16 protein-coding genes and 2 rRNA genes (1 of these 18 cut by a window edge) are annotated in these 21,879 nt (G+C 66.4%); 10 read left to right on the top strand and 8 right to left on the bottom strand.

Features of this window, described 5'->3' with window-relative positions; translation table 11 throughout:
* Nucleotides 1-147 precede the first annotated feature (147 nt).
* The 6 genes from fliF to OU996_RS08340 are packed head-to-tail and all read left to right on the top strand — an operon-like array spanning nucleotide 148 to nucleotide 8,016.
* Nucleotides 148-1,797 carry a flagellar basal-body MS-ring/collar protein FliF gene (fliF, locus tag OU996_RS08365; protein ID WP_267585140.1) on the top strand — a complete coding sequence of 550 codons (1,650 nt, stop codon included), beginning with the start codon at nucleotides 148-150 and terminating at the stop codon, nucleotides 1,795-1,797.
* Nucleotides 1,797-2,462: a hypothetical protein gene (locus tag OU996_RS08360; RefSeq protein WP_267585139.1), complete on the top strand. Its 666-nt coding sequence runs from the start codon at nucleotides 1,797-1,799 to the stop codon at nucleotides 2,460-2,462. Before fliF ends, OU996_RS08360 begins: the two co-directional genes overlap by 1 nt.
* Before the next feature lie 5 nt (nucleotides 2,463-2,467).
* A complete protein-coding gene (locus OU996_RS08355; protein WP_267585138.1) occupies nucleotides 2,468-3,769 on the top strand; it encodes a MotB family protein in 1,302 nt (433 codons plus the stop codon).
* Nucleotides 3,766-5,739 carry a hypothetical protein gene (locus tag OU996_RS08350; RefSeq protein ID WP_267585137.1) on the top strand — a complete coding sequence of 658 codons (1,974 nt, stop codon included), beginning with the start codon at nucleotides 3,766-3,768 and terminating at the stop codon, nucleotides 5,737-5,739. Before OU996_RS08355 ends, OU996_RS08350 begins: the two co-directional genes overlap by 4 nt.
* Nucleotides 5,736-7,496, top strand: coding sequence for a flagellar hook-length control protein FliK (locus tag OU996_RS08345; protein ID WP_267585136.1), 1,761 nt, complete (start codon nucleotides 5,736-5,738; stop codon nucleotides 7,494-7,496). Before OU996_RS08350 ends, OU996_RS08345 begins: the two co-directional genes overlap by 4 nt.
* Nucleotides 7,474-8,016, top strand: a complete 543-nt coding sequence (locus OU996_RS08340) for a lytic transglycosylase domain-containing protein (protein ID WP_267585647.1) — start codon at nucleotides 7,474-7,476, stop codon at nucleotides 8,014-8,016. The genes OU996_RS08345 and OU996_RS08340 overlap by 23 nt, the downstream gene beginning before the upstream one ends.
* A 147-nt stretch (nucleotides 8,017-8,163) precedes the next feature.
* Here the strand turns inward: OU996_RS08340 and OU996_RS08335 are convergent, their stop codons facing one another.
* Nucleotides 8,164-8,913 (bottom strand): protein phosphatase CheZ, encoded by a 750-nt coding sequence (locus OU996_RS08335; RefSeq protein WP_267585135.1) that lies wholly within the window; start codon nucleotides 8,911-8,913, stop codon nucleotides 8,164-8,166.
* Nucleotides 8,914-9,098: 185 nt separating this feature from the next.
* On the opposite strand from OU996_RS08335, the gene OU996_RS08330 reads away from it, so the two are divergent.
* Both OU996_RS08330 and OU996_RS08325 read left to right on the top strand, forming a co-directional pair.
* Nucleotides 9,099-9,482 (top strand): response regulator, encoded by a 384-nt coding sequence (locus OU996_RS08330; protein ID WP_267585134.1) that lies wholly within the window; start codon nucleotides 9,099-9,101, stop codon nucleotides 9,480-9,482.
* A gap of 267 nt (nucleotides 9,483-9,749) precedes the next feature.
* On the top strand, nucleotides 9,750-10,424 hold the full coding sequence (locus OU996_RS08325; RefSeq protein WP_267585133.1) for a response regulator transcription factor: 675 nt from the start codon (nucleotides 9,750-9,752) through the stop codon (nucleotides 10,422-10,424).
* Between the two features lie 39 nt (nucleotides 10,425-10,463).
* Here the strand turns inward: OU996_RS08325 and OU996_RS08320 are convergent, their stop codons facing one another.
* From OU996_RS08320 to OU996_RS08300, 5 genes are read right to left on the bottom strand one after another with little or no spacing between them, the layout of a single operon-like run.
* Nucleotides 10,464-11,276: a response regulator gene (locus OU996_RS08320; protein WP_267585132.1), complete on the bottom strand. Its 813-nt coding sequence runs from the start codon at nucleotides 11,274-11,276 to the stop codon at nucleotides 10,464-10,466.
* Nucleotides 11,276-12,493: an EAL domain-containing protein gene (locus tag OU996_RS08315; RefSeq protein ID WP_267585131.1), complete on the bottom strand. Its 1,218-nt coding sequence runs from the start codon at nucleotides 12,491-12,493 to the stop codon at nucleotides 11,276-11,278. Before OU996_RS08315 ends, OU996_RS08320 begins: the two co-directional genes overlap by 1 nt.
* Nucleotides 12,494-12,495: 2 nt before the next feature.
* Nucleotides 12,496-12,894 carry a response regulator gene (locus tag OU996_RS08310; protein ID WP_267585130.1) on the bottom strand — a complete coding sequence of 133 codons (399 nt, stop codon included), beginning with the start codon at nucleotides 12,892-12,894 and terminating at the stop codon, nucleotides 12,496-12,498.
* 9 nt (nucleotides 12,895-12,903) lie between these two features.
* Nucleotides 12,904-14,640, bottom strand: coding sequence for an ATP-binding protein (locus OU996_RS08305; RefSeq protein ID WP_267585129.1), 1,737 nt, complete (start codon nucleotides 14,638-14,640; stop codon nucleotides 12,904-12,906).
* Nucleotides 14,621-15,067, bottom strand: a complete 447-nt coding sequence (locus tag OU996_RS08300) for a hypothetical protein (protein ID WP_267585128.1) — start codon at nucleotides 15,065-15,067, stop codon at nucleotides 14,621-14,623. The genes OU996_RS08305 and OU996_RS08300 overlap by 20 nt, the downstream gene beginning before the upstream one ends.
* A 431-nt stretch (nucleotides 15,068-15,498) precedes the next feature.
* Here OU996_RS08300 and OU996_RS08295 point away from each other — a divergent pair, with 431 nt between their 5' ends.
* Nucleotides 15,499-17,628, top strand: a complete 2,130-nt coding sequence (locus tag OU996_RS08295) for an ATP-binding protein (RefSeq protein ID WP_267585127.1) — start codon at nucleotides 15,499-15,501, stop codon at nucleotides 17,626-17,628.
* A gap of 97 nt (nucleotides 17,629-17,725) precedes the next feature.
* Entirely contained in the window at nucleotides 17,726-19,486 is a 1,761-nt protein-coding gene (locus OU996_RS08290; protein WP_267585126.1) for a chloride channel protein, read from the top strand.
* Nucleotides 19,487-20,092: 606 nt separating this feature from the next.
* Here the strand turns inward: OU996_RS08290 and rrf are convergent.
* Together rrf and OU996_RS08280 are read right to left on the bottom strand one after the other, a co-directional pair.
* Nucleotides 20,093-20,207, bottom strand: a 5S ribosomal RNA gene (rrf, locus tag OU996_RS08285).
* 91 nt (nucleotides 20,208-20,298) lie between these two features.
* Nucleotides 20,299-21,879: ribosomal RNA gene (locus OU996_RS08280) — 23S ribosomal RNA — on the bottom strand; it runs 1,240 nt beyond the window's last position.

Here is a 21,879-nt window from a genome sequence, read left to right as displayed (position 1 = left end):
CGCCGACCCGCGTTGAACCCACGCCCCCCGGGAACGACGCGACCGTCGAAGCTGACGCCCCGGGCCCCCGCCCCGGGGCGTCACGCCGCGAGACCAAGGAACTACCGCCATGATGGCGGGAGATAGCGGGGATGGAGCGGATAGCCGATGATCGGTGGCCAGCAGATCGAGATGCTCTTGAGCAACCTGCGCCAGCTTGGCGCTCGGCGCCTCATCGCGCTCGGCCTCATCGGCCTGACCGTCCTCGCCGCCATCTCCCTGGGAGCCTATTTCCTCAGCCGCCCGGCCACCGAGACGCTTTACGCCAACCTCAACCGCGAGGACGTCACCCGCATCGGCGGGGCCCTCAAGGACGCCGGCGTCACCTTCGATGTGAACTCCGACGGCACAGCCGTGCTGGTAGCGCCCGCCGATACGGCCCGCGCCCGCATGCTGCTGGCCGAGAAGGGCCTGCCGCAGAGCTCAAGCTCCGGCTATGAGCTGTTCAACGACATGAATTCGCTCGGCCTGACCTCCTTCATGCAGGAGATCACCAAGGTCCGCGCGCTGGAGGGCGAGCTCGCCCGCACCATCCAGACGATGAAGGGCGTCAAGGCCGCCCGCGTGCACATCGTGCTGCCCGATCGCGGCTCGTTCCGCCGCGAACAGCAGCAGGCTTCCGCCTCCGTTGTCATCCGCACCGAGAGTGCCGCCGACGCGTCCAGCGCCGACGCCATCCGCCATCTCGTCGCCGCGGCCCTGCCCGGCATGAAGATGGACTCGGTCACCGTCCTCAACACCGAAGGCGCCGTGCTCGCGGCGGGCGATGATCCGTCCAACGCGGCCGGCGGGAAGAAGGCGCTGCTGCAGGACCAGGTGAACCGCGACACCGAGGCCAAGATCCGCCGCGCCCTCACGCCCTATCTCGGTATCGACAATTTCCAGATCAGCGTCTCCTCGCGGCTCGACACCGACCGCGTGACGATGAACGAGACCACCTTCGACCCGGCTTCCAAGACCGAACGCTCTGTGCGCGTCATCAAGGAGACCGGCACCTCGCAGAACCGCTCGCAGCAGCAGGCCGCCACCGTGCAGCAGAACATCCCGCAGCAGCAGGCGGGCGGCGCTGGCGGTGCCGGCAACAACTCCAATGAAGAGAATAACCGCCGCGAGGAACTGACCAATTTCGAGATCTCCTCCCGCAGCACGGAGACGGTGCGCGAGGGCTTCACGGTCGAGAACCTCTCCATTGCCATCCTGGTCAATCGCGAGCGGCTCGTCGCCGCCGGCGATGCCAAGGAGGCGGTGCCGCTGGAGACACAGATCTATGAGATCGAGCAGCTCGCGGGCGCCGCGGCCGGCTTCGACAAGGCGCGCGGCGACAAGCTCAAGGTCTCCGCCGTCGCCTTCGCCGCCGGTAATGGCGAGTTGGAGCCCGTTCCCCCGCTGAGCTGGACCGACGTGATGATGCGGCAGGCCGGCACGCTGGTGAACGCCGCCACCATCCTCATCGTCGCCGCCCTGCTCATCTGGTTCGGCCTGAAGCCGGCGGTGCGCGCCATCGTGGCCCGTCCGGAAGAAGCCGAGGCCATCGAGGCCGCCATGCTGGCCGGCACCGGCAGCCTTGCCGTCGGCGAGCTTCCCGCGCCCGAAGGCAGCGGCACCCCTGGCGTGATCGAGCCGGTGAACCTCATCGAGGATCTCACCAGCAAGATGAACCGCTCGCCGCAGAAGCGGCTGGAACAGATCGTCGAGTTCGATGAGGAGCAGGCCGCCGCCATCCTCCGGCAGTGGCTGCAGCAGGAGGTGCGTGCCTGATGCATATGCTGATCGGTCATCTCCCCGACTTCTCGCACAGCATGCCCCGCCGGCCCGGTGCCGAGGCGGCGAAGGAGGCTCCTCCCACGCCGCTGATCAAGCCCGCGGCGCCTCCGGCGATCGCCCCGCCCAAGCCGGCTGTCAGCTCCGGGCCCGATCTCGCGGCCATCGCCGCCCAGGCCGCGGCCGAGGGCCGTCGCGCCGGGGCAGCCGATGCCCGCGTCGAATTCGAGCGCCTGCGCACCGAGGATATGGCCCGTGCCGAGCAGCGCGTCGCCGAGGAACGGCGAAGCTGGATCGACTCGGAGAGCAACCGGCTCGCCGGTGCCATCGATTCCGGGTTGGAGGCGCTGCGTCAGGAACTCGCGCAGAGCCTCGCCCGCCTCATCAGCCCGTTCCTTCAGACCGCCGTGCGCGAGCGGGCCCTCGTCGAAATGGCCGCCGTGATCAATGACACGCTGACCGGCAGCGACAACCCGGTGATGCGCGTGACCGGCTCACCCGACCTGATCGACGAGCTGCGCACCCGGATCGACCCGCGCGCGCCGGTCAGCTTCGAGCCGGGCAGCCAGAGCGAAGTGATCGTCACGGTCGGGGCGACAACCCTTGAGACCCAGATGCAGGCATGGACGGCGCGGCTCGGTGCCGCCACCGCCGGAGACTAAGAAGAATGGCCGAAGGCGGGCACGAGCTCATCATCATCAAGCGGCACGACGACGAGGAGCACGAGCATCACTCGAGCGCCTGGAAGGTCGCGCATGCCGACTTCATGACGGCCATGATGGCGTTCTTCCTCATCATGTGGCTGATCAACGTCACCGATAAGGATGTGCGCAAGGCCATCGCCAACTACTTCAACCCGGTGAACCTTTCGGACGCGATCAGCGAGCGCAAGGGACTCAACGACCCCGAAGACATCAAGGATCTCGGCACCTCGGCCGATGGCGAGGCGGCGTCGACCCTGAAGAACACCACCGGCGAAGGCACCGGTGCCGGCGACGACGTGCAGCAGGGCAAGGCCGAGCGCACGCTGTTCCAGGATCCCTATGCGGTGCTCGCCCAGATCGCCGCCGAAGCGCCGCCAAACACGCCGACCTCCCCGGACGCGGCCATCGGCGACATCTCGCCGGACGGCGCCGGCAGCGGCGAGCAGCACCGCGATCCGTTCGATCCGGTCTACTGGCAGATGAACTCTTCGCCCAAGTCGCGCAAGCTCGCCGATGCCAAGGGCATGTCCGAGCAGAAGGGCGTCAAGCCCGACGCCAGCGCTCCGCGCACCGGCGAAGAGACGGCCAATATGGCTGAGATGCAGATGGGCCCCGATGACTCCGTCGACGTCGCCGGGGTCACCACGCTCACGGCGACCGGCTCCCCCTCCGCCGGCAGCGCCGCCACGACGGGCGTCCCCAAGCCCGAGACGGCCGGTGCGCAACAGGCCGGCGCGGCCGCGGCGGATGCGTCCGACAAGGCGGATACGTCCGGCAAGACTGACGCGTCCGGCAAGACGGATACCGTCGGCAAGCTGGAGAGCGAGATCAAGGCCGACATCGCCGAGGCCATGGGCAGCGCGGTCGGCCCGCGGGTGGATGTCCGCCGTACCAAGGACGGCATCGTCATCAGCCTCACCGACGATATCGACTTCACCATGTTCCCGATCGGCTCCGCCGTCCCGGATGGACGGCTGGTCAACGCCATGGCGAAGATCGCCAACACGCTGGCGGCCCGGCCGGGCGAGGTTGTCGTGCGCGGCCACACCGACGGGCGCCCCTTCCGCTCGGCCAATTACGACAACTGGCAGCTCTCTGCCGCCCGCGCCAACATCGCCCACTACATGCTGGTACGCGGCGGGCTGGACGACAAGCGCGTCGGCAAGATCGAAGGCTTCGCCGACCGCAACCTGAAGAACAAGGCCGATCCCAACGCGCCGGAAAACCGCCGTATCGAAATCGTTCTGCGGGAACCCACATCATGACCCATGCGAAGAGGGACGCGCTACGCCGCGCCGGGAGCCAGCTTGCCGGAACCGCCTCGCTGCTCGTACTGATGGCGGTGTCCTCCACCGCGTTCGCCCAGGAGGATCCTTGGGCGGATGTACGCGCGATCGACGCCGCCGCTGCGCTGCAGGGCGCCGCGGGCCGCGGCGCGGGCCTGCCGGCCGTGCGCGCAACTCAAAGACCGACGTCCGCACAGGCTCGCCAGCGCCTGGCCCTGCCGGCCACCGCGCCGCTGCCGCCGGCCCGTCCGGTCCCCTATGAGGACGTCACCCCGACTGTCGCGTCGGCGAGCCCTGCCGACACCTCCCTTGCGCACGCGCAGCATGCGCCAACGTCCGTCGGTGAAGCGCCGCTTGCTGACCCCCCATCGGCGGCAACGATACCCGGCGAGCCGCTCCAGACGGTCGCGCCCCTCGCTGACGCGACCACCGCCGACGCCGGGCCCGAAGCCCCGGCGAGCGCCGGTACCGATGCCGCCTCCACCCCTCTCGTCCCGCCGGCCGAGCCGGCCCTGCCCGCGCCGGTGACGGTCGCGGCGGCGCGCCCCTCCGCGCCCGCACCCGCGGCGACGACGCTGTCCTGGGAAATTCTCGGTGCGCCGCTGAATTCGCTCTTCCCGCCGGCCTTCGCCGCGCCGGCCATGCCGGAGCCGGAGCGCTTGCCGGTCGGCACGCCTTCCGGGCCTGCCCCGCAGCAGGTTGCGATGGGTACCCTCACCGGCATCTTCACCGGATCGGAGGAGCCCGCCAGCGATGCTGCCAATGGCGACGCGAAGGCGGTGGATGGCGCCCCGAAGGACGCCGACGAGGCGGCGACCAAGGCCGAGGCGCCACCGCCGCCGCCGATCTTCCGCGACCTGCGCCAGCTCCAGCGCCTGCAGGACCGCATGGCGCTGGGCGAACCCAATGCGCTCGACGAACAGAACGCGCTGCTCATGGCCCTCGACCTGCAGTTCCGCAGCGTCGATGTCAGCGCCTGGAAGGATCCGAGCAATGCTCGGGCGCTGGTGCTCTATCTGCTGAGCGGCGGAAGCCCGAAGACGGTACGCACCGTTCTGGCCAACGGCGCCAACCCGGCCGTCGACCCGCGCCTGGTGCGCGGCGCCCTCGCCTATGTGGAAGGACGCGAAGCTGACGCGGTGAAGGATCTCGGCGAAATCGACGCGCGCAGCCTCCCCGCCAGCCTCGGCGGCCAGGTCGCACTGGCGCAGGCCGCGCTCTGGGTGCGTAAGGATCAGGCGCGCGCCGCCCTCCTGCTCGATCAGGCGCGCGTGCTCGCGCCGGGCACGCTGGTGGAGGAAGGCGCGCTGCGCCGCGCCATCCTCATCGCCGCGCAGGCCAACGACCTCGACACTTTCGAGCGGCTGACCGCCACCTATCTCGGCCGCTTCCGCCACTCGGTCTATGCCGGCAATTTTCGCCAGCGCTTCGCCGCCGCCCTCACCCGCATGAGCTTCATCGACAATGCGGACGAGTTCCACCGCCTCGACGGTGTGCTGCGCCCCATCGAACCGGAAGGCCGGCGCGACATCCTGCTCATCATCGCACAGGGCGCCGTGGTGCAGGGCAAGACGGCGGCGGCCATCATGGCTGCCGACCGCGTGCTGAAGGCCGCGCCGGTCGGCAGCCTGGATTCCCAACGCGCCACGCTCTATCGCGGCGCCGCCATGGCCGCCTCCGCGACCGAGTATGAAGCCGCCGGGCGCCAATTGCGCGCGGTGAGCCGCGACCGGCTGGCCAATGCGGACCTCGCGCTGCTCAACACCGCCCTCTCCGTGGTCAACACCATCGAGCAGGCCGGGCTGGTGACGCTGGCGGCAGTAGACGCCTCCGCGCCCGCACCCGCCGCCGGCGAGGCGGCTCCAGCCACCGACGACAGCACCATGGTCGGCAAGGCGCGCAATCTTCTGGGTAGCACCGAGAAACTCCTCGCGGAGGCGCCGCTATGATCCCTGTCCTGTCGCATCAGGCTACTTCCGGCCATGCCTCCGAGGACGCGCGCCCGCGTCCCGACAAGGCGAGCGACGGCGGCGATTTCGGTGAGCTGCTCAGCGCCCTCGCGGACGTCACGGGAAAGGGCGCGCCCGTGCCGGCTCGGCAGGGCGAGACCTGGCAGCGAGCCATGCCGGCCGATGCCGAACCGGCCGCCGACGCCAAACCGGCGGCTTCGCCGGCTGAGAGCGACGCACCGACCCTTATGGATCGCCTGACCGCCTTGCTGCACCGCGCCGGGCCTGACGCGCGTCCCACGCCAGCGCGGGCACTGAATCCCATTCCCGACAACGATCCCGGCAAGCCCACGGCCATGCCCGCCATGGTGCCGGCGGAACCGTCCGCCGAGGTACCGGCCAAGACGTCAGCCAACACGCCCGTGCAGATGCGCGCGGCAATGCCGCCGGACATGTCGGCAAAGCAGGACATGGCTCTTGAGCCTGCCATGCCGGAGACGATGGAAGTCGCCCCCCCGCGCCTGACGCCGCATGCCGAGAATGCCGCAGCCGGCCATCATACCCGCGCCGCCCTGAGCGGGAACCTTGCCCCGAAACTGCCGGAGAGTGAGGAAGCGCTTCCGACGGCATCGCGGGCGCCGACCGAGGAGACGCCGCGCGAGCGTGATGGCGTGCCGCTGGACGACGTGCCGAAGGTGGTGGAGATGGTCTCGACCACCGGCGCCGAGATGGTCAACGCGGCGACAGCCCGCCTGCCCATGCGGGAGGCGACATCCGAAACGCTGCTCGGCCGGTTGATCGACCCGCCGATGCGCGGGGCGGTCGAGATGCAACCAGCGCCCGAGGCCGCCGAGCCGGCCAACCCGCTGCCGCTGCGCATCCTGCTGCGCGAGACGCATTTTGCCCCGGTGACGACGGTGGAGGCCGCAAAGGTTGCACTCGCCGGCACCGCACCCGCCTTCCAGCTTCCCGACAGCGCCGGCACCGATGCGTCGCCCGCCCTCGCGCCGGCAATGGTCCCCGTCCTGCCGGAAACGGCACCGGCCGCCATGCCGGAAACGCGCCTGCCGCGTGCCGAGCCGGCGCGTCCGGCCACCGCCGGCGAGACGCCTGACCCAGATGCGGCGCGGGATGAGACGGCCATACCGGAGACAGCGCCCCGCGCGGTGCGCCGCGAGGAAACCCGCGCGGCACTGGCGGTCGAGACGCCCGCACTCGGCGCGGCGTCCGCCCCTGCCGCTGCCCCCACACCGGTCGCGGCCCCGACCTCCCTTGCCCCCGTGCTCGGCACACCCTCCGAGCAGGTCGGCGCGGCGATCCAGCGGGCGGGCGCCCTGCCCTTTGGTGGTGGCGGCGCCTTCGAGACTGCGGCGCGCGGCCCGGTGCGCATTCTCGAAATCCAGCTTCACCCGGTCGAACTGGGCGTGGTGACGGTGCGCCTGCGCAATGGCCGGGACGGCCTCGAAATCCGCGTGCAGGCGGCCCGCGCCGAGACGGCACAGCTCCTCGCGCAGGATCGCGGCGCGCTGCTCGCCAGCCTGTCCGAGCACGGCCATGCCCCGGCGGACCTCACCATCACCTCGATCAGCGCCAGCGCCGGTCTCACCGGTCATGATGTGCGCGTGGCCCCCACCACCACCTGGCGCGCTCCCGATGAGGATGCCGGCGAACGCCAGTCGCATTCCGGAGCACGCCGTGACGAACGCCAGCAACAAAACCCGGCTGATCGCGATACTGACGACGGCGCTGCTGAGTAGCCTGGCTCTCACGGCGACGCCGGCCAGCGCGCTCGGGCCCTGCGAGGCGGCGATGCAGCACGCATCGGTGCGCCATGGTGTGCCGCTGGCGATCCTCTACGCGGTCGGCATGACGGAAACCGGAGGCGCCGGCTATCTCAGGCCCTATGCCATGAATGCGGCCGGCAAGAGCTACACCGCATCGAGCGCCGCCGAAGGTCTGCGCAAGCTGGAGGAGTATCGCGCCCGCGGCGTCACGCTGGTCGATCTCGGCTGCATGCAGATCAATTACCGCTGGCACGGCGAGAAATTCGCCAGCCCGGCGCAGATGTTCGATCCCGAGCGGAACGTCGATTACGCCGCCCGCTTCCTCGCCGAGCTGAAGCAGCGCCATGGCAACTGGACCATGGCGGCGGCCCGCTACAATGCCGGGCCGAACAATGATCCCGCCCAGAAGCGCTATGTGTGCGCGGTGATCCGCAATCTGGTGCGCTCGGGCTTCGGTAGCTGGACGCCCCAGTCGCAGGCCTTCTGCGCCTGATCCCACCCTCCCCGTGTTTGACGCGTCTGTCAGCGCCTCCGGTGACCGGCGGCGGCGGCACGGCTCATGCCCGGCTCACTCCCCGTACAAACGACAAAACCCGGCCGCGAGGGGGCGCGGCCGGGTTCGGTCGGGTGGGGTGTGGGATCAGGCGAAGAGCGAGTCGATGTCGTTCTGCGAGACGACGTTGGCCTCATCGGCCAGCGCCGGGCCATTGAGCAGCGCCGCGTCGCCCTCGCGGTTGTCGCCGATCTCCTCGGCGATGCGGGCGATCTCCTGCTCGGCGCCCCAGATCTCCGCCATGCGCGCCATCTTCTCCTCGATGAAGATCATGAGCTGCACGACCTTGCGGATGCGCTGGCCGCTAATGTCCTGGAAGTTGCACGCCTCGAAGATGCGGGTGGCATAGGTCTGGATGGCGCGGGCGGTCGCCTTCTTGGAGCCTTCGAGCTCCTCGATCAGGCTCGCCGCGGCGCCGTCGATGTTCTCCGCCATCTGCAGGATGTCCTCGGTCGCCGCCTCGGTATCGGCGATGACAGCATCCAGCTCGTCGGTGGCGCGGTTGAACTGAGCGCCCTTCACATTGGTCGTCTGAATCGAGGCGAGCTCGTGCTTGGTGCTGTCGATCGCCTCGCGGATCGCCTCAATGTCCAGCCACATGGACTTGGCCGGGCCGCTCTGGGAGATCTCGGAACTGCGGTTGCGGTTGAAGCGGGCGAGCGTATCGCGCAGGGCCTGCAGCTCGTCGAAAATGCGCTCCACCTGGGTGGCGATCGGCCCCGCCGTCGAAGACGGCGCGGGGGCCGGCGCGGCGACCGGAATGGGGGCCGCGAGCTCCGGACCGCTGGGTTGTACGTGGTTCATCTCGATGCGGAAGGGTCGGCGAGTGGAAGACATACTAATCTCCGAGAATGCCAGTATTCGTGTGAATTATTCTATAGATCGAACTTGGCACACCGTGAAGCACCCAGCATTTCACCTTGCAAGCCTCACGCAAGCAACCGGTTTCAAAAGGTAAAGCAACGACGGGGGCTGTTCCCCGTAATTGGGCAACACGCATCAGCTTAAGAACGGAGCGAAGAATGGCCGTGGATTTGTCGATGCCGGTTCTTGTGGTCGACGATTACAAGACCATGGTCCGGATCATCCGGAACCTGCTGAAGCAGATAGGCTTCGAGGATGTGGACGAGGCTGCCGATGGCGCCGAGGCCCTGGCGAAGCTCAAGGAGCGCCAGTACGGACTCGTTATTTCCGACTGGAACATGGAGCCCATGACGGGCTACGAGCTGCTGAAGCAGGTACGTGATGACTCGGTTCTGAATGCCCTGCCGTTCATCATGGTGACGGCCGAGGCCAAGTCGGAAAACGTGATCGCCGCCAAGAAGGCCGGCGTGAACAACTACATCGTCAAGCCCTTCAACGCGCAGACGCTGAAGAGCAAGATCGAGACCGTCTTCGAAGGCTGATATCCGCCCGCCTTCGAGACCTCAGGTCACAACGCCCTCCCGCCCGCCAGCGGGGGGGCGTTTTCGTTTTGCAACATTCACCCCATTCGCTTTGCGACATTTCACTCCATTTTAGCACCCAATCTGGCGCGGAACGTACTCCACATCCGAAGCAACTGCGATTGAGTGGATGTATTTAGCGACCTATTCACTTCAGCAACGGCGGGGCTGCAGAGCTCGGAAAGAAAAAACTCTGCAAGCCAAAGTCAGTCGATGGGGAGTGCAAAGATGTACATTATCGTTGATGATCGTTCCACGGTCACCGAAAGCTACGTTTCCAGTTTCTCTCGCGAAGGCTTCTCCAGTTTCGGCCTGGGTGAGGATGAGTTCAAGGATTGGATCGAGACCGCGTCGGACCAGGATCTGGCCGCGGTGGAAGGCTTTCTCCTCGGCGACTTCGACCGCCGCCCGGCCTATCCCGATGTCATCCGCACCCACAGCCGCGCGCCCATCCTGGCGCTGAGCGACCAGAAGTGCCTGACGCAGACGCTGGAACTGTTCACCGCCGGCATTGACGATGTGGTCCGCAAGCCCGTCCATGTCCGCGAGATCGTCGCCCGCACGGACGCCATCTGGCGCCGGGTCAATTCCCTCACCGAAGCCCAGACGCCCGCCACCGGCCGCCTGAAGGTCTTCTTCGATGGCCGCGACGCCGAGATCGACGGCGAGCCGCTGCCGCTGCCGCGCCGCGAGCGTCACATCCTCGAATATCTCGTGAAGAATGCCCGCAAGCGGGTCACCAAGACCCAGATCTTCAACACCATCTACGGCATCTTCAACGATGACGTGGACGAGAGTGTCGTCGAAGGTCACATGAGCAAGCTGCGCAAGAAGCTGCGCATGAAGCTCGGCTACGACGTCATCGACGCCAAGCGTTACCTCGGCTATCAGTTCGTGGGCTGATGAAGGGCGCCGCCAGCCCGCGGGCCGGCGGCAATCGGATCAATCCAGAGGCAGACCGAGACGTTCGGCCTGTCGCTTGACGAAGGCCTCCATGCGGGAGCGGCCGAGATCGGTCAGTTCCACAATAATGCGCCGGCGATCCATGGGATCGGGCCGGCGGTCCAACAGGCCCGCCTCCTTCAGTTCATCAATCCGGCGCAACGCCGTCGTCGTCGGGGCCCCCGACGCGATGCATAGGCTCGTCACCGAAATGGGACGTCCGCTCGCTTCAGCCACGGCGAGGTCGAGCAGCATGTCCCAGGCCGGATCCGAGAACAGGCCGGACTGGAAGATAGCGTCCCGGTCGGCGCGCGCGGCCACCAGAGCCTTGAGGTAATTGGGCCGGTTGACCGGCTTGGCCGGCACCGCATCGCCACCACCATTGCCGTTGGCAACGGCCGCCGCCGCCTTCTGGCTGTCCTCGACCAGCGCCAGCGCCCTGCGAATGGAATGAGCGACCTCCTCCGGCAGAACCGGCTTCTGGAGGAAGTCCACCGCGTTCAACCGCAGCGCGCCGACCGCCCGGTCGAGCGAGGCGTGGCCGGTGATGATGATGGTGGCGAGCGGCCGCTTCTGGCGCAGCATGGTGAGCTTCTGCAGAAGCTCGATCCCGTCGATGCGCGGCATCTGGAGATCGGTCACCACCACCTGGAGCTGTTCATTGCGCTGGACAAGGTCGATCGCCGCGACAGGCGTTTCGGCCGTCAACACCGGCAACCCGAGCGATGCCAGCCCCTCGCTCAGTTCGATGAGCACATCGGGATCGTCATCCACGAGGAGAACACGGGGCTTCTCCGTCTTATCGTCATTCATCACGCGGCCGTCATACCCCCGTTGACTGACAGGCAACCATCGTCCGCTCGGTTGAGCAATGTCATGATACCGTCAGCCGGCAGCTTATGGGAAACAAGAAATCCCTGTAGATAATCAACCCCTACTTTACGGACGCGCTCAAGATCTTCCCGCGTCTCCACGCCCTCGGCGACCACTTTCAGGCCGAGCTGATGGCCGAGCGCCGAGAGCGAGGCGATGATGCGCCGGGGCTTGGCCCAGTCGCGCGCCTGCCGCAGCAGTTCCAGGTCGATCTTGATCGCCGTCACCGGCAGCTTGGCGAGTTGCATCAGCCCGCTCTGGCGCTGCCCGACATCGTCGAGCGCCAGGCCGAAGCCCGCGAGACGCAGGCGCGCCAGCGTGGTGAGGGCGCTGGCGGAGCTGTCATAGATCGCGTCCTCCGGCAGCTCCAACACCACGCGCTGCGGCGGGACGCCATGACGGGCGACGATCGCGCCGATACGTACCACCGCATCCGGGGTGAGCAGCACCTGGAGCGGCATGTTCACGCTGACCAGCCCATTATGACCGGCCGCCGTCCAGCGGGCGCAGAGCGCGGCAGCGGCATCCAGCACCTGGTAGCTGAGATCGATCAGCATCTGCGGCGCCTCTTCCAGCGCGGCGATGATCTGCGGCGGCCTGACCGAGCCGAAACCGTCGAGCTGATTGCCGAGCAGAGCCTCGGCGCCGACAAAGCCGAGATCGGAGGCGCGCACCAGCGGCTGGAACATCACCGGCAGCGCCTGCCGGGCCAGCGCGGCCGCGACGGCCTCGCGGATCTGCCCGGCATTCTGCGCCATCAGCGCCGAGTCGCCGGCGGGCAGCGTGGTCGGGCGACGGGCAAGGCTGAGCAGTTCCTCCACCTCGATGGGTTTTTCCAACGCGCCGAGGACTGTGAGGCCGGTCAGCCGGCCGAGATCGCCCGCGGCCCGCAGCAGTTCCTCGCCATTGCCACTGATGAAGATGACGCGCGGCGGCTGGGGAAGCCCCGCCAGCGGCGCGAGAATGCCGAAGCCGTCAATGGACGGGAGCGCGAGATCGAGCACCAGCACGTCGGCCCGCGCGAAGGCCGCGAGCGGAACCGCCATCGGGTTGCCAGCGCCCTCGACCGCGCAGCCGGAGGCAGCGAGGGCCTCCATCAGCGCCTCGCGAAACTCGACATCGTCATCAAGGACGAAAAATGACGGACCGGCCGTCACGCTCAGCTCCCCGTGTCGGGCGCGAGGTGCGTGGCCAGGAACTCGTCAATGGTGAGCAGAAGCGCGTCAGGATCGACCGGCTTCACATAAAGATAATCGCACATGAAATCCCCCGCGCGCGCCGTATCCATGACATGGCCCGTGATGATGATCGTCATCAGGGGACGTTCGCCGTCCGGCAGTTCCCGCGCGACGGCGACGACCTGCGCCCCGTCGAAATCGGAGATGCGCAGATCGGTGATCAGAACGAGCGGGGCCAGCCCGCTTCGGAGCTTCTCGACCGCCGCCATGCCGGTCACGCAGACATCGACCTTCCAGCCATTGCCTTCAAAGAACTCGCCAAGTTCATTGGCGAGTTCCTCTTCGTCGTCGCAGATGAGAATGGTCCGAGGCTGACTCATCGCCGCGTCTCAGGCCGCGTCGCGGGAAACGGAGGCGAGCGCGGTGGGCAGGCTGATGACGAAGCGCGCCCCATTCTCGGCATTCTCGCCAATGATCGAGCCACCCATGTCGCGCACCACGCTGCGAGCCAGCGACAGGCCGAGCCCCGTGCCCTTCTCGGCCGGCTTGGTGGTGGCGAAGGGCTCGAACAGGCGGGCCAGCATGTCGGGGGAAATGCCGCCGGCATTGTCCTCGACCTCGACGAAAGCCTGCTCGGCCTCCCGGCGCACCGTCACCCGCACCGCCCGCGAGCGGTTGGGTGTCGCGGTCTCGAACGCGTCATGCGCGTTCACCAGCAGGTTGACGATGACCTGCTCGAACATGGTCTGCTCGCCAAACACAGACACCTCGGCCGGCACATCGGCCTGAATCGACAGCCGGATATCGGCGGCGCGGAACTGTTCGGTGACGAAGCTCATCGCCATTTCCACCGCCGTGCGCAGCGAGAAGAGCTGATGCTGCTCGGTCGGCATCCGGCCATAGCGGCGCACCTGGTCGGTGATGCGCTTGGCACGGTCGACCTGCGCGGAGATGCGATCGAGCTTGACGGCGACCGGTTCGCCGCCCTCCAGCGGCTCCAGAAGGCGCTTGGCATTGGCCACCGCCATCTTGATGACGGCGAGCGGCTGGTTGAGCTCATGGGCGATGGCCGTCGCCATCTCGCCGAGCGTGGCGAGCTTGGCCGCCTGCATCACCTGGAGCTCGGCGTTGCGCACCCGTGTGGTGTCGACCAGCACCAGCAATTGCTGGGGCCGCTGCTGCCACAGCACCTCGCAGAAGGAGCCGCGCAACGAGACGATCTCACCGCCCGGGCGGGTATAGGCCATCGACAGATACCCCCACTGGCGCCCGCTCATGTCGTTGGACGCATCGCGGGCGCCGCGCACCAGCCGGCGCCAGCCGGGATCATCCGGCGAGGTCGAGATCAGCGAGGCGGCGGTGGAATTGAAGAAGCTAACCGTGTCGTCGACCGGATCGATCACCACCATGCAGGCGGGAACGGACTGAATGACCGCGCGGAGATTCTCCTCCATGGCCTTCAGCGTCGACTGCGCCTGCATGATCTGGTCGAGCCGCAGGCGGTCGTTGCGCGCCTGGAAGAACAGCAGCAGCGCCAGCGCGGTGCCGGAGATGAACAATAGCACCAGCGGCACGATGCCGGTCGCCTGGGCGAGTTCCTTCTCGCGGCGGAAGATTTCCTGATTATAGGCGACCGACTGCATCAGCGTGCTGTGCAGCAGGCGGCCGAGCGGCTCGAGCGTGGCGCCGAGTTCCTTCAGCCGGTGCCCGCTGTCGCCGTCCTCGGCGTCGAGCGTTTCCACCTCTTCGAGGATGCGATCCACCTTGATCTCGTAGTCGCGAACCTGCGGCTCGATATCAAGCACGCCCCGCAGCAGCCGACCCTCATCCGAATTGTAGAGCAGCGGCAGGCGCGAACGCAGGATCTCCAGCCGCATCCGTAGCGCGCGCAGGCCGTCATTGGTCGGGATGATCGAGGTGGTGGCGAATGCCGCCTCGGTCTTCACCAGCTCGATATGCGCCTGATAGGCGACCCAGCCGGAGCTGCGGACAGTGGCGGTCAGCAGCGCGCCCTGCCGCGCCTGCGAGACATACAGCATCACCGTCGCCACGAAGAGGACAACGGACGCAACGATCAGCCCACCCTTCAGCAGGAAGATGGTGTGTCTATTGCGTGAGGAAATCAACGGACTTCACCTGCCAAACCATGCGCGACTGATAGAACTGGTGCGCAAGGGCCGGATCCGTGTCGATCGGGTACATAACCCAGAACGGCCCCTTGTCGCGAACCCGCATGAGCTGGCCGTTGTGGCGCGTCGAAAGTATGGCGCCGACCTTGGTCCAGTCCGTCGACGGAATGGTAGCAGAATAGTCGTTGAGGGCGACAACCTTGGCCTCGGTCGGCGACGCGCCGGCAGGCCCGGCGAGGCCGGCCAGAACCGCCAGGGATGGTCCGGTAAAGGTCTGCGAGCCTTCAGTCCAGGGCGTATGGGTCACGATGGTGGTCTGCTTGAGCCCGTCAATCTGCTCGAGAGTCAGCGTCTTCTGATCGAGCAGTTGACCGGCCGGCGTGAGCCACCGAAGGGTAAGTTCCTGGGCGCTGACGGGAGCCATGACGGCACACGCCAACCAGGCGACCAAGACGAGTAATCCGCGCGCCCGTGCACACATGCCAACCGACTCCGACTGTACCGATGCCCCACCGTTCGGCGGCCGCATTCTCGCATGGAAGCCCTCCGAACGAAGATCGATTGGAACCGGAACGGCAGCAATCGACGACAGACTGATCCATTTTGGAACGAATTCCAGAGGCCTTCGCTACACGCTTGGAAGTTGTTGGATTAAGCTGAACCTGTTCGCCTTGGGGAAGCCGAATGTTCACTGCGGCAAGCTGGATAGTTATCCGCCTGCCCATGCCTGGAGCCGCCAAAGCCCTCTATCCGTGATGCCACGGCACTCACAAGGGGTGCCGCAGGGCGTATTGAACCCACCTCAGGTGGGAGCGCCGATCCTGTTCAGGTGACATGAGTACTGCGGAAAACATCGTGGCAGAGCCGACCGCCGGGGCGGAGAGCAGCATCCAGCGAAGGGAACAGCGCCAGTCGCGCCAGCGCCTTCTGATTGCCGTGCTCTTCCTGCTGTCCATTCTGGTGCCCACCGCAGTCGCCTATGTCACGATCAAGCTGCACCAGCGGCACGAGCTGAACCTCTCCATGGCGGACTCGCGCAAGCTGGCGCTGGTGCTGCTGGCGAACTTCGAGCGCACGACGGAGTCGATCGAATCGTTCCTCGACGGCTTCTATGATCTCGCCCAGCCGCAGTCGCCGAACGAGATTTATGCCCGATTGAAGGACGCCAAGCTGCCCGCTTCCGTTATCCAGGTGTCCTTTGTCGACCCGACAGGCCGGATGGTGGCGAGCAATCTGGCCCCCCCCGGCAACCTCCCCGATCTGAGCGACCGCGAGCACATCCGCGTTCATCTTCACAGCGACACCGACACCGATTCCGGGTTGTTTCTCAGCAAGCCGGTCAAGGGGCGCATTTCCGGCGCCTGGTCGATGCAGTTCACCAAGGCCATCCGCAAGGAAAACGGCGAGTTCGCGGGCATCATTGCGGCCTCCTTCCAGATCTCGAACTTCATCGACTTCTACAACGAGCTGCGACCCGACGGCCGGGGCCTCGTGGCACTGATCGGTTTTGACGGGGTGGTGCGCGCCAGCGTCTCCGATAGCAAGCCTGACGACGCCAAGGCGCTGGAGGTATTCGCCGATTTCGAGGCGCTCAGCGGCAAGGAGATGGGCCCCTATGCGGGCGAGGGGCCTGACGGGGTCGAGCGCATCGGCTATTTCGTTCGCTCGAGCCGCTTCCCCATCCTTGTGCTGGTCGCGGCCGACTATTGGGCAATCCTCGCGCAGTCCGCTGATTTTCAGCTCGCCATCGCTATCACCGCCGTGGCGCTGAGCCTCACCCTGATGGCCGTGGCGTCGCTCACCCTGCGCCGCTTCCGCCTGGAGCGCGCCTATCGCGAGCAGGCGATGCAGGCCACCGCGCGGCAACGGGAATCGCAGGTGCTGCAGGCGATCAGCCAGGTTCCCGGCGTGAGCGTGCTGCATATGGAGAGCGGCCATGTCACGCCCGTCGGCACGCCCACGCCTGGGCCACTGGCCCGGCTGATCGAGGAGCGCGCGTCGAGCCCCGACTTCCTGCGCCGCCTGCACGCCGCCGGCACGCCCTTCGCCTCGGTCGAGCATTTCTCCCGCGACGGCGAGGAGTTCGAGGTGCAGTTCGTGGTGACCGACCTGCACAACCCGCTGACCGACCCCAACGCCTCCGCGCAGATTGGCAGCGACCGGGCGGCGGTGGTGTTCGCGGTGGACGAGACCGCCAAGCGCATGGAGGAGAACAAGCTCTACCAGATGTCGAAGATGGCATCGCTTGGCGAACTCGTCACCGGCCTCGCCCATGAGATCAACCAGCCGCTCGGCGTCATTCGCCTCGCCGCCAAGAACGCGCTGAACGGCGTGCGCAACGGCCTGCCCTCCACACATATGGAAGAGAAGCTCGACCGCATCGTCCGCCAGGTCGAGCGCATGAAGGTCATCATCGATCACATGCGGATCTTCGGCCGCCGCAGTTCGCTGGCACCGGAGCCCTGCTCGGTGCGCGCGGCGATGGAGGGACTGGTGCAGATCCTCGGCGCCGAGCTGCGCGTCGATGCCATCGACCTCACCCTCGCGGCACCGGACGACGATCTCCAGGTGCTCTGCCGGCAGGAGCAGCTTGAACAGGTGCTCATCAATCTGGTGATCAACGCCCGCGACGCCATCCGCAGCCGGCGCGACCGCGAGCCCTATTTCCAGGGCAGCATCGCCATCTCGACCGGCCTTCGTGACGAGGCCGGGGGCAGCTTTGCCTGCATCGCCGTCAAGGACAATGGCGGCGGTATTCCCGAGGCGGCTATCGGCAAGATCTTCCAGCCCTTCTTCACCACCAAGCCCGCTGGCAAGGGCACGGGCCTCGGCCTCTCCGTCAGCTTCGGCATCATCCGCGACCATGGCGGCTCGCTCGCCGTGGAGAACGAAGGCGATGGCGCCGCCTTCACCATTCTCCTGCCGCTGACCGGCGAGGTGACTGAGGGCCATAGCACCGCCCTGCCGACCGCCGCGGCAAGCTAGCGTCGGGGGCGACGGATCAGCCGACCATCGCGGTGGGTTGCACGCGGCGACACCCTCACCTACTCAACAGAGGACCGAAGCTGCCCGCGAGAGCCCCGTGCCCCTGGATCCCGTCGCCGGAACCGAGACGACGCTCCCTCGTCGGCTGCGCCAGCTTTTTCGCACCAGCGAACTCGCCCTCGTCACCCTTGCCGCGCTGGTCGGTGCCGGCGCCGGACTTGTGGTCATCGCCATGAATGGGGCGATGCAGGCGCTGCATGTGCTGATCTTCCGCATTCCCGACGATGCCCATCTCTCCGTCTGGACCAGCGTTCCTGTCGTGCTGCTGCTGCTCGGGCCCGTGCTTGGTGGTCTCGTCTTCGGCACCGTCTCCCGCCGCCTCACGCGCCAGGGCACGAGCGCGCCGATCGACCCGATCGAGGCTAATGCGCTGCATGGCGGGCGCATGTCGCTGGGGGATAGCGGCGTGGTCGCCGCCCAGACGCTCGTCTCCAGCGGCGTCGGCGCCTCGGTCGGTCTCGAAGCCGGCTATACCCAGGCCGCCGCCGGACTTGCCTCGGCTCTCGGCCAGAAGCTGCATCTGCGCCGCGCCGATCTGCGCCTGCTCGTTGCCTGCGGCGCGGGCGCGGCCATCGGCGCCGCCTTCGACGCGCCGCTGATGGGCGCCTTTTACGGCTTCGAATTGATCCTCGGCACCTACGCCATCCCCGCCTTCGTGCCGATGATGACGGCGACCTTCACCGCCAGCCTGACCCGGCACCTGCTGCAACCGGTGTCCCATCCCGCCCTGCCGCTGCTCGACGTGCCGCCCGTGGAGCAATTGCCGGCCGTCATCCTGCTCGGCTGCCTCGCCGCCCTCTTGGGCATCGCGGTGATGCGCGGTGTCACTCTGGTCGAGGCCGGTTTCCGCCGCTCGCGCCTTCCCGGCTGGCTGCGCCCGGCGCTCGCCGGCGGCATCATCGGCGCGATGGCGCTGTGGAACCCAGCCGTGCTCTCGGCCGGCCACGGCGCCGTCTACCACTACATCGCCGCTGATGGCGCGCTGCTCACCTTCGCGCTGCTGCTCGCGGCGAAGCTCACCGCCTCCGCCGTCTCCATCGGCTCGGGCTTTCGCGGCGGCCTGTTCTTCGCCTCGCTGCTGATGGGCGTCTTCGCGGGGCGGCTCTATGCCGCCGGCCTCGACCTGCTGCTGCCGGGCATTGACGGCTCGCACGCCTTCTACGCGCTGATCGGCATGGGCGCGCTCGCGGTCGCGGTGGTCGGCGGGCCGATGACCATGACGCTGCTGGCGCTGGAAATGACCGGCGATCTGCGTCTCACCCTCGCCGTTCTCGCCGCCTGCGGCACGGCCTCGCTGGTTACGCGGCGCCTGTTCGGCTTTTCCTTCGCCACCTGGCGCTTCCATCTGCGCGGCGAGAACATACGCGGGGCGCATGATGTCGGCTGGCTGCACGACCTCACCGTGGAAAGCCTGATGCGTCGCGAAGTGCCGCAACTCGGGGCCGAGACAAGCCTCCGTGAGGCGCGCCATCTCTACCCGCCCGGCTCGACGGGCGAGATCGTGATTGTCGATGCGGAGGGGCACTATGCCGGGCTGGTCGCGCCCACAATTCTCTATCAGAGCGAGGACACGGCGCCCCTATACAGCCTGCTGCGCCACGCTGACGAAAGCCTCCGGCCGGACATGACAATCCGCGACGCGCTCACCCTGTTCGAGACCACCGAGACCGAGGCTCTGGCCGTCGTCGACGCGGACGGACAAGTCATCGGCCTGCTCAGCGAGCGCGACGCCATCCGCCGCTACAGCGACGAGATGCGCCGGCGCTTGAGCGAACTGACAGGCGACCGGGCGGATTAACGGAGCGGCATCGTCTTGGATAGATCTTTTTAGTTTATCGATCGCTGTCGCCAGCCTCGCTCATGTATTCATCCGCGCCATGAATGTATCCAACCGCACGCGGCGACCCACGCCATGTTGTGATTTAACACCCCGCGCACTCCCCTTCGCCGTCGGCGTTACCGGTTTGGCGCGATCCGGCGCGCTGCCGCGCTGAGCAAATAGGCGCTTGAGACTGGAGACAAGAGAGCGGCCGCGACGCCGGGACACCCAGTGTTCGATGGTGCGATGGCCCGGGGATCCGCGTGTTGGCACAGGGTCAGACCGCATCGAGCCGAGGTGCTGCAACGGCGGGACTTCCGCGCACGATCAAGCGGGGGAGTTGATGGCCAAGCGACGCGAAGGGGCGCGGGACGCCCAGCCGGTGTCTTCTCCCCTGCCGTGCGACATCCCTCCGATGCCGGAGGATCAACGCGGCGCTGCCGGCCAAGACGAAATGACGTCTCCCGTCCGCCGCTCTCCGCCCCCCGCCCGCCGGCTTCGCGCGCGCAGCAAAACGCCGCCCGGCATTTCTGCGCGGGCGGCGTTTTGGTTGGTTTGCGAAGAAGCTGTTGCTGTGTTTTGCAGGCCTGGCAGCGACCTACTCTCCCAGGTCTTAAGACATAGTACCATCGGCGCTGAGGAGTTTAACGGCCGAGTTCGGGATGGGATCGGGTTGGGGCTCCTCGCCATAGCCACCAGGCCGGCGAAACACAGCATTTGCGAAGCAAGGGGCGTAGCGCCCATTCTGGTCTTCAGTTCTTTGATCCTGATGATGGACATCGAGGATGAGAACGATCAAGCCAATCGAACGATTAGTACCGGTAAGCTCAATATGTTGCCATACTTACACACCCGGCCTATCAACGTGGTCGTCTTCCACGGTTCTCAAGGGAATACTCGTTTTGAGGTGGGTTTCCCGCTTAGATGCTTTCAGCGGTTATCCCGACCGTACATAGCTACGCTGCACTGCGGCTGGCGCCACAACAGCTCCACCAGAGGTACGTTCATCCCGGTCCTCTCGTACTAGGGACAAATCCTCTCAATATTCCTGCACCCACGGCAGATAGGGACCGAACTGTCTCACGACGTTCTGAACCCAGCTCACGTACCACTTTAATCGGCGAACAGCCGAACCCTTGGGACCTGCTCCAGCCCCAGGATGTGATGAGCCGACATCGAGGTGCCAAACGATGCCGTCGATATGGACTCTTGGGCATCATCAGCCTGTTATCCCCGGCGTACCTTTTATTCGTTGAGCGATGGCCCGTCCACGTGGGACCACCGGATCACTATGGCCGTCTTTCGACTCTGTTCGACGTGTCAGTCTCACAGTCAGGCGGGCTTATGCCATTGCACTCGACGAGCGATTTCCGACCGCTCTGAGCCCACCATCGCGCGCCTCCGTTACTCTTTGGGAGGCGACCGCCCCAGTCAAACTGCCCACCATGCAATGTCCCGGACCCGGATAACGGGCCGCGGTTAGACATCCATATCTATAAGGGTGGTATTTCAAGGATGGCTCCACGAGAGCTGGCGCCCTCGCTTCAAAGCCTACCACCTATCCTACACATACCGACACGAATGCCAGTGCAAAGTTGCAGTAAAGGTGCACGGGGTCTTTCCGTCTGACCGCAGGAACCCCGCATCTTCACGGGGAATTCAATTTCACTGAGTCTATGCTGGAGACAGCGGGGAAGTCATTACGCCATTCGTGCAGGTCGGAACTTACCCGACAAGGAATTTCGCTACCTTAGGACCGTTATAGTTACGGCCGCCGTTTACCGGGGCTTCGATTCAAAGCTTGCACCTCTCCTCTTAACCTTCCGGCACCGGGCAGGCGTCAGACCCTATACGTCATCTTGCGATTTCGCAGAGCCCTGTGTTTTTGCTAAACAGTTGCCACCCCCTGGTCTGTGCCCCTCCCACCTGGTTGCCCAAGTGGAAGGCCTCCTTATCCCGAAGTTACGGAGGTAAATTGCCGAGTTCCTTCAGCATAGTTCTCTCAAGCGCCTTGGTATACTCTACCAGTCCACCTGTGTCGGTTTCGGGTACGGTCTATAATGTGGGAGCTATTTCCTGGAACCCCTTCGAAGCCAGAACAGAACCAATTCGTCTGACAACACACGGGATTCGTCACTACCCACAGGCTCAGGAATATTCACCTGATTCCCATCGACTACGCCTTTCGGCCTCGCCTTAGGGGCCGGCTAACCCTGCGCAGATTAGCTTTACGCAGGAACCCTTGGACTTTCGGCGACAGTGTCTCTCACACTGTTTGTCGTTACTCATGTCAGCATTCGCACTTCCGATACCTCCAGAGGCCCTCACGGGTCCTCCTTCGCAGGCTTACGGAACGCTCCGCTACCGCTTGC

It is taken from the genome of Ancylobacter sp. SL191, assembly GCF_026625645.1.
Taxonomy (GTDB): domain Bacteria; phylum Pseudomonadota; class Alphaproteobacteria; order Rhizobiales; family Xanthobacteraceae; genus Ancylobacter.
The sequence above is the reverse complement of the archived record's forward strand: the minus strand, read 5'-3'. Positions and strand labels throughout refer to the sequence as shown.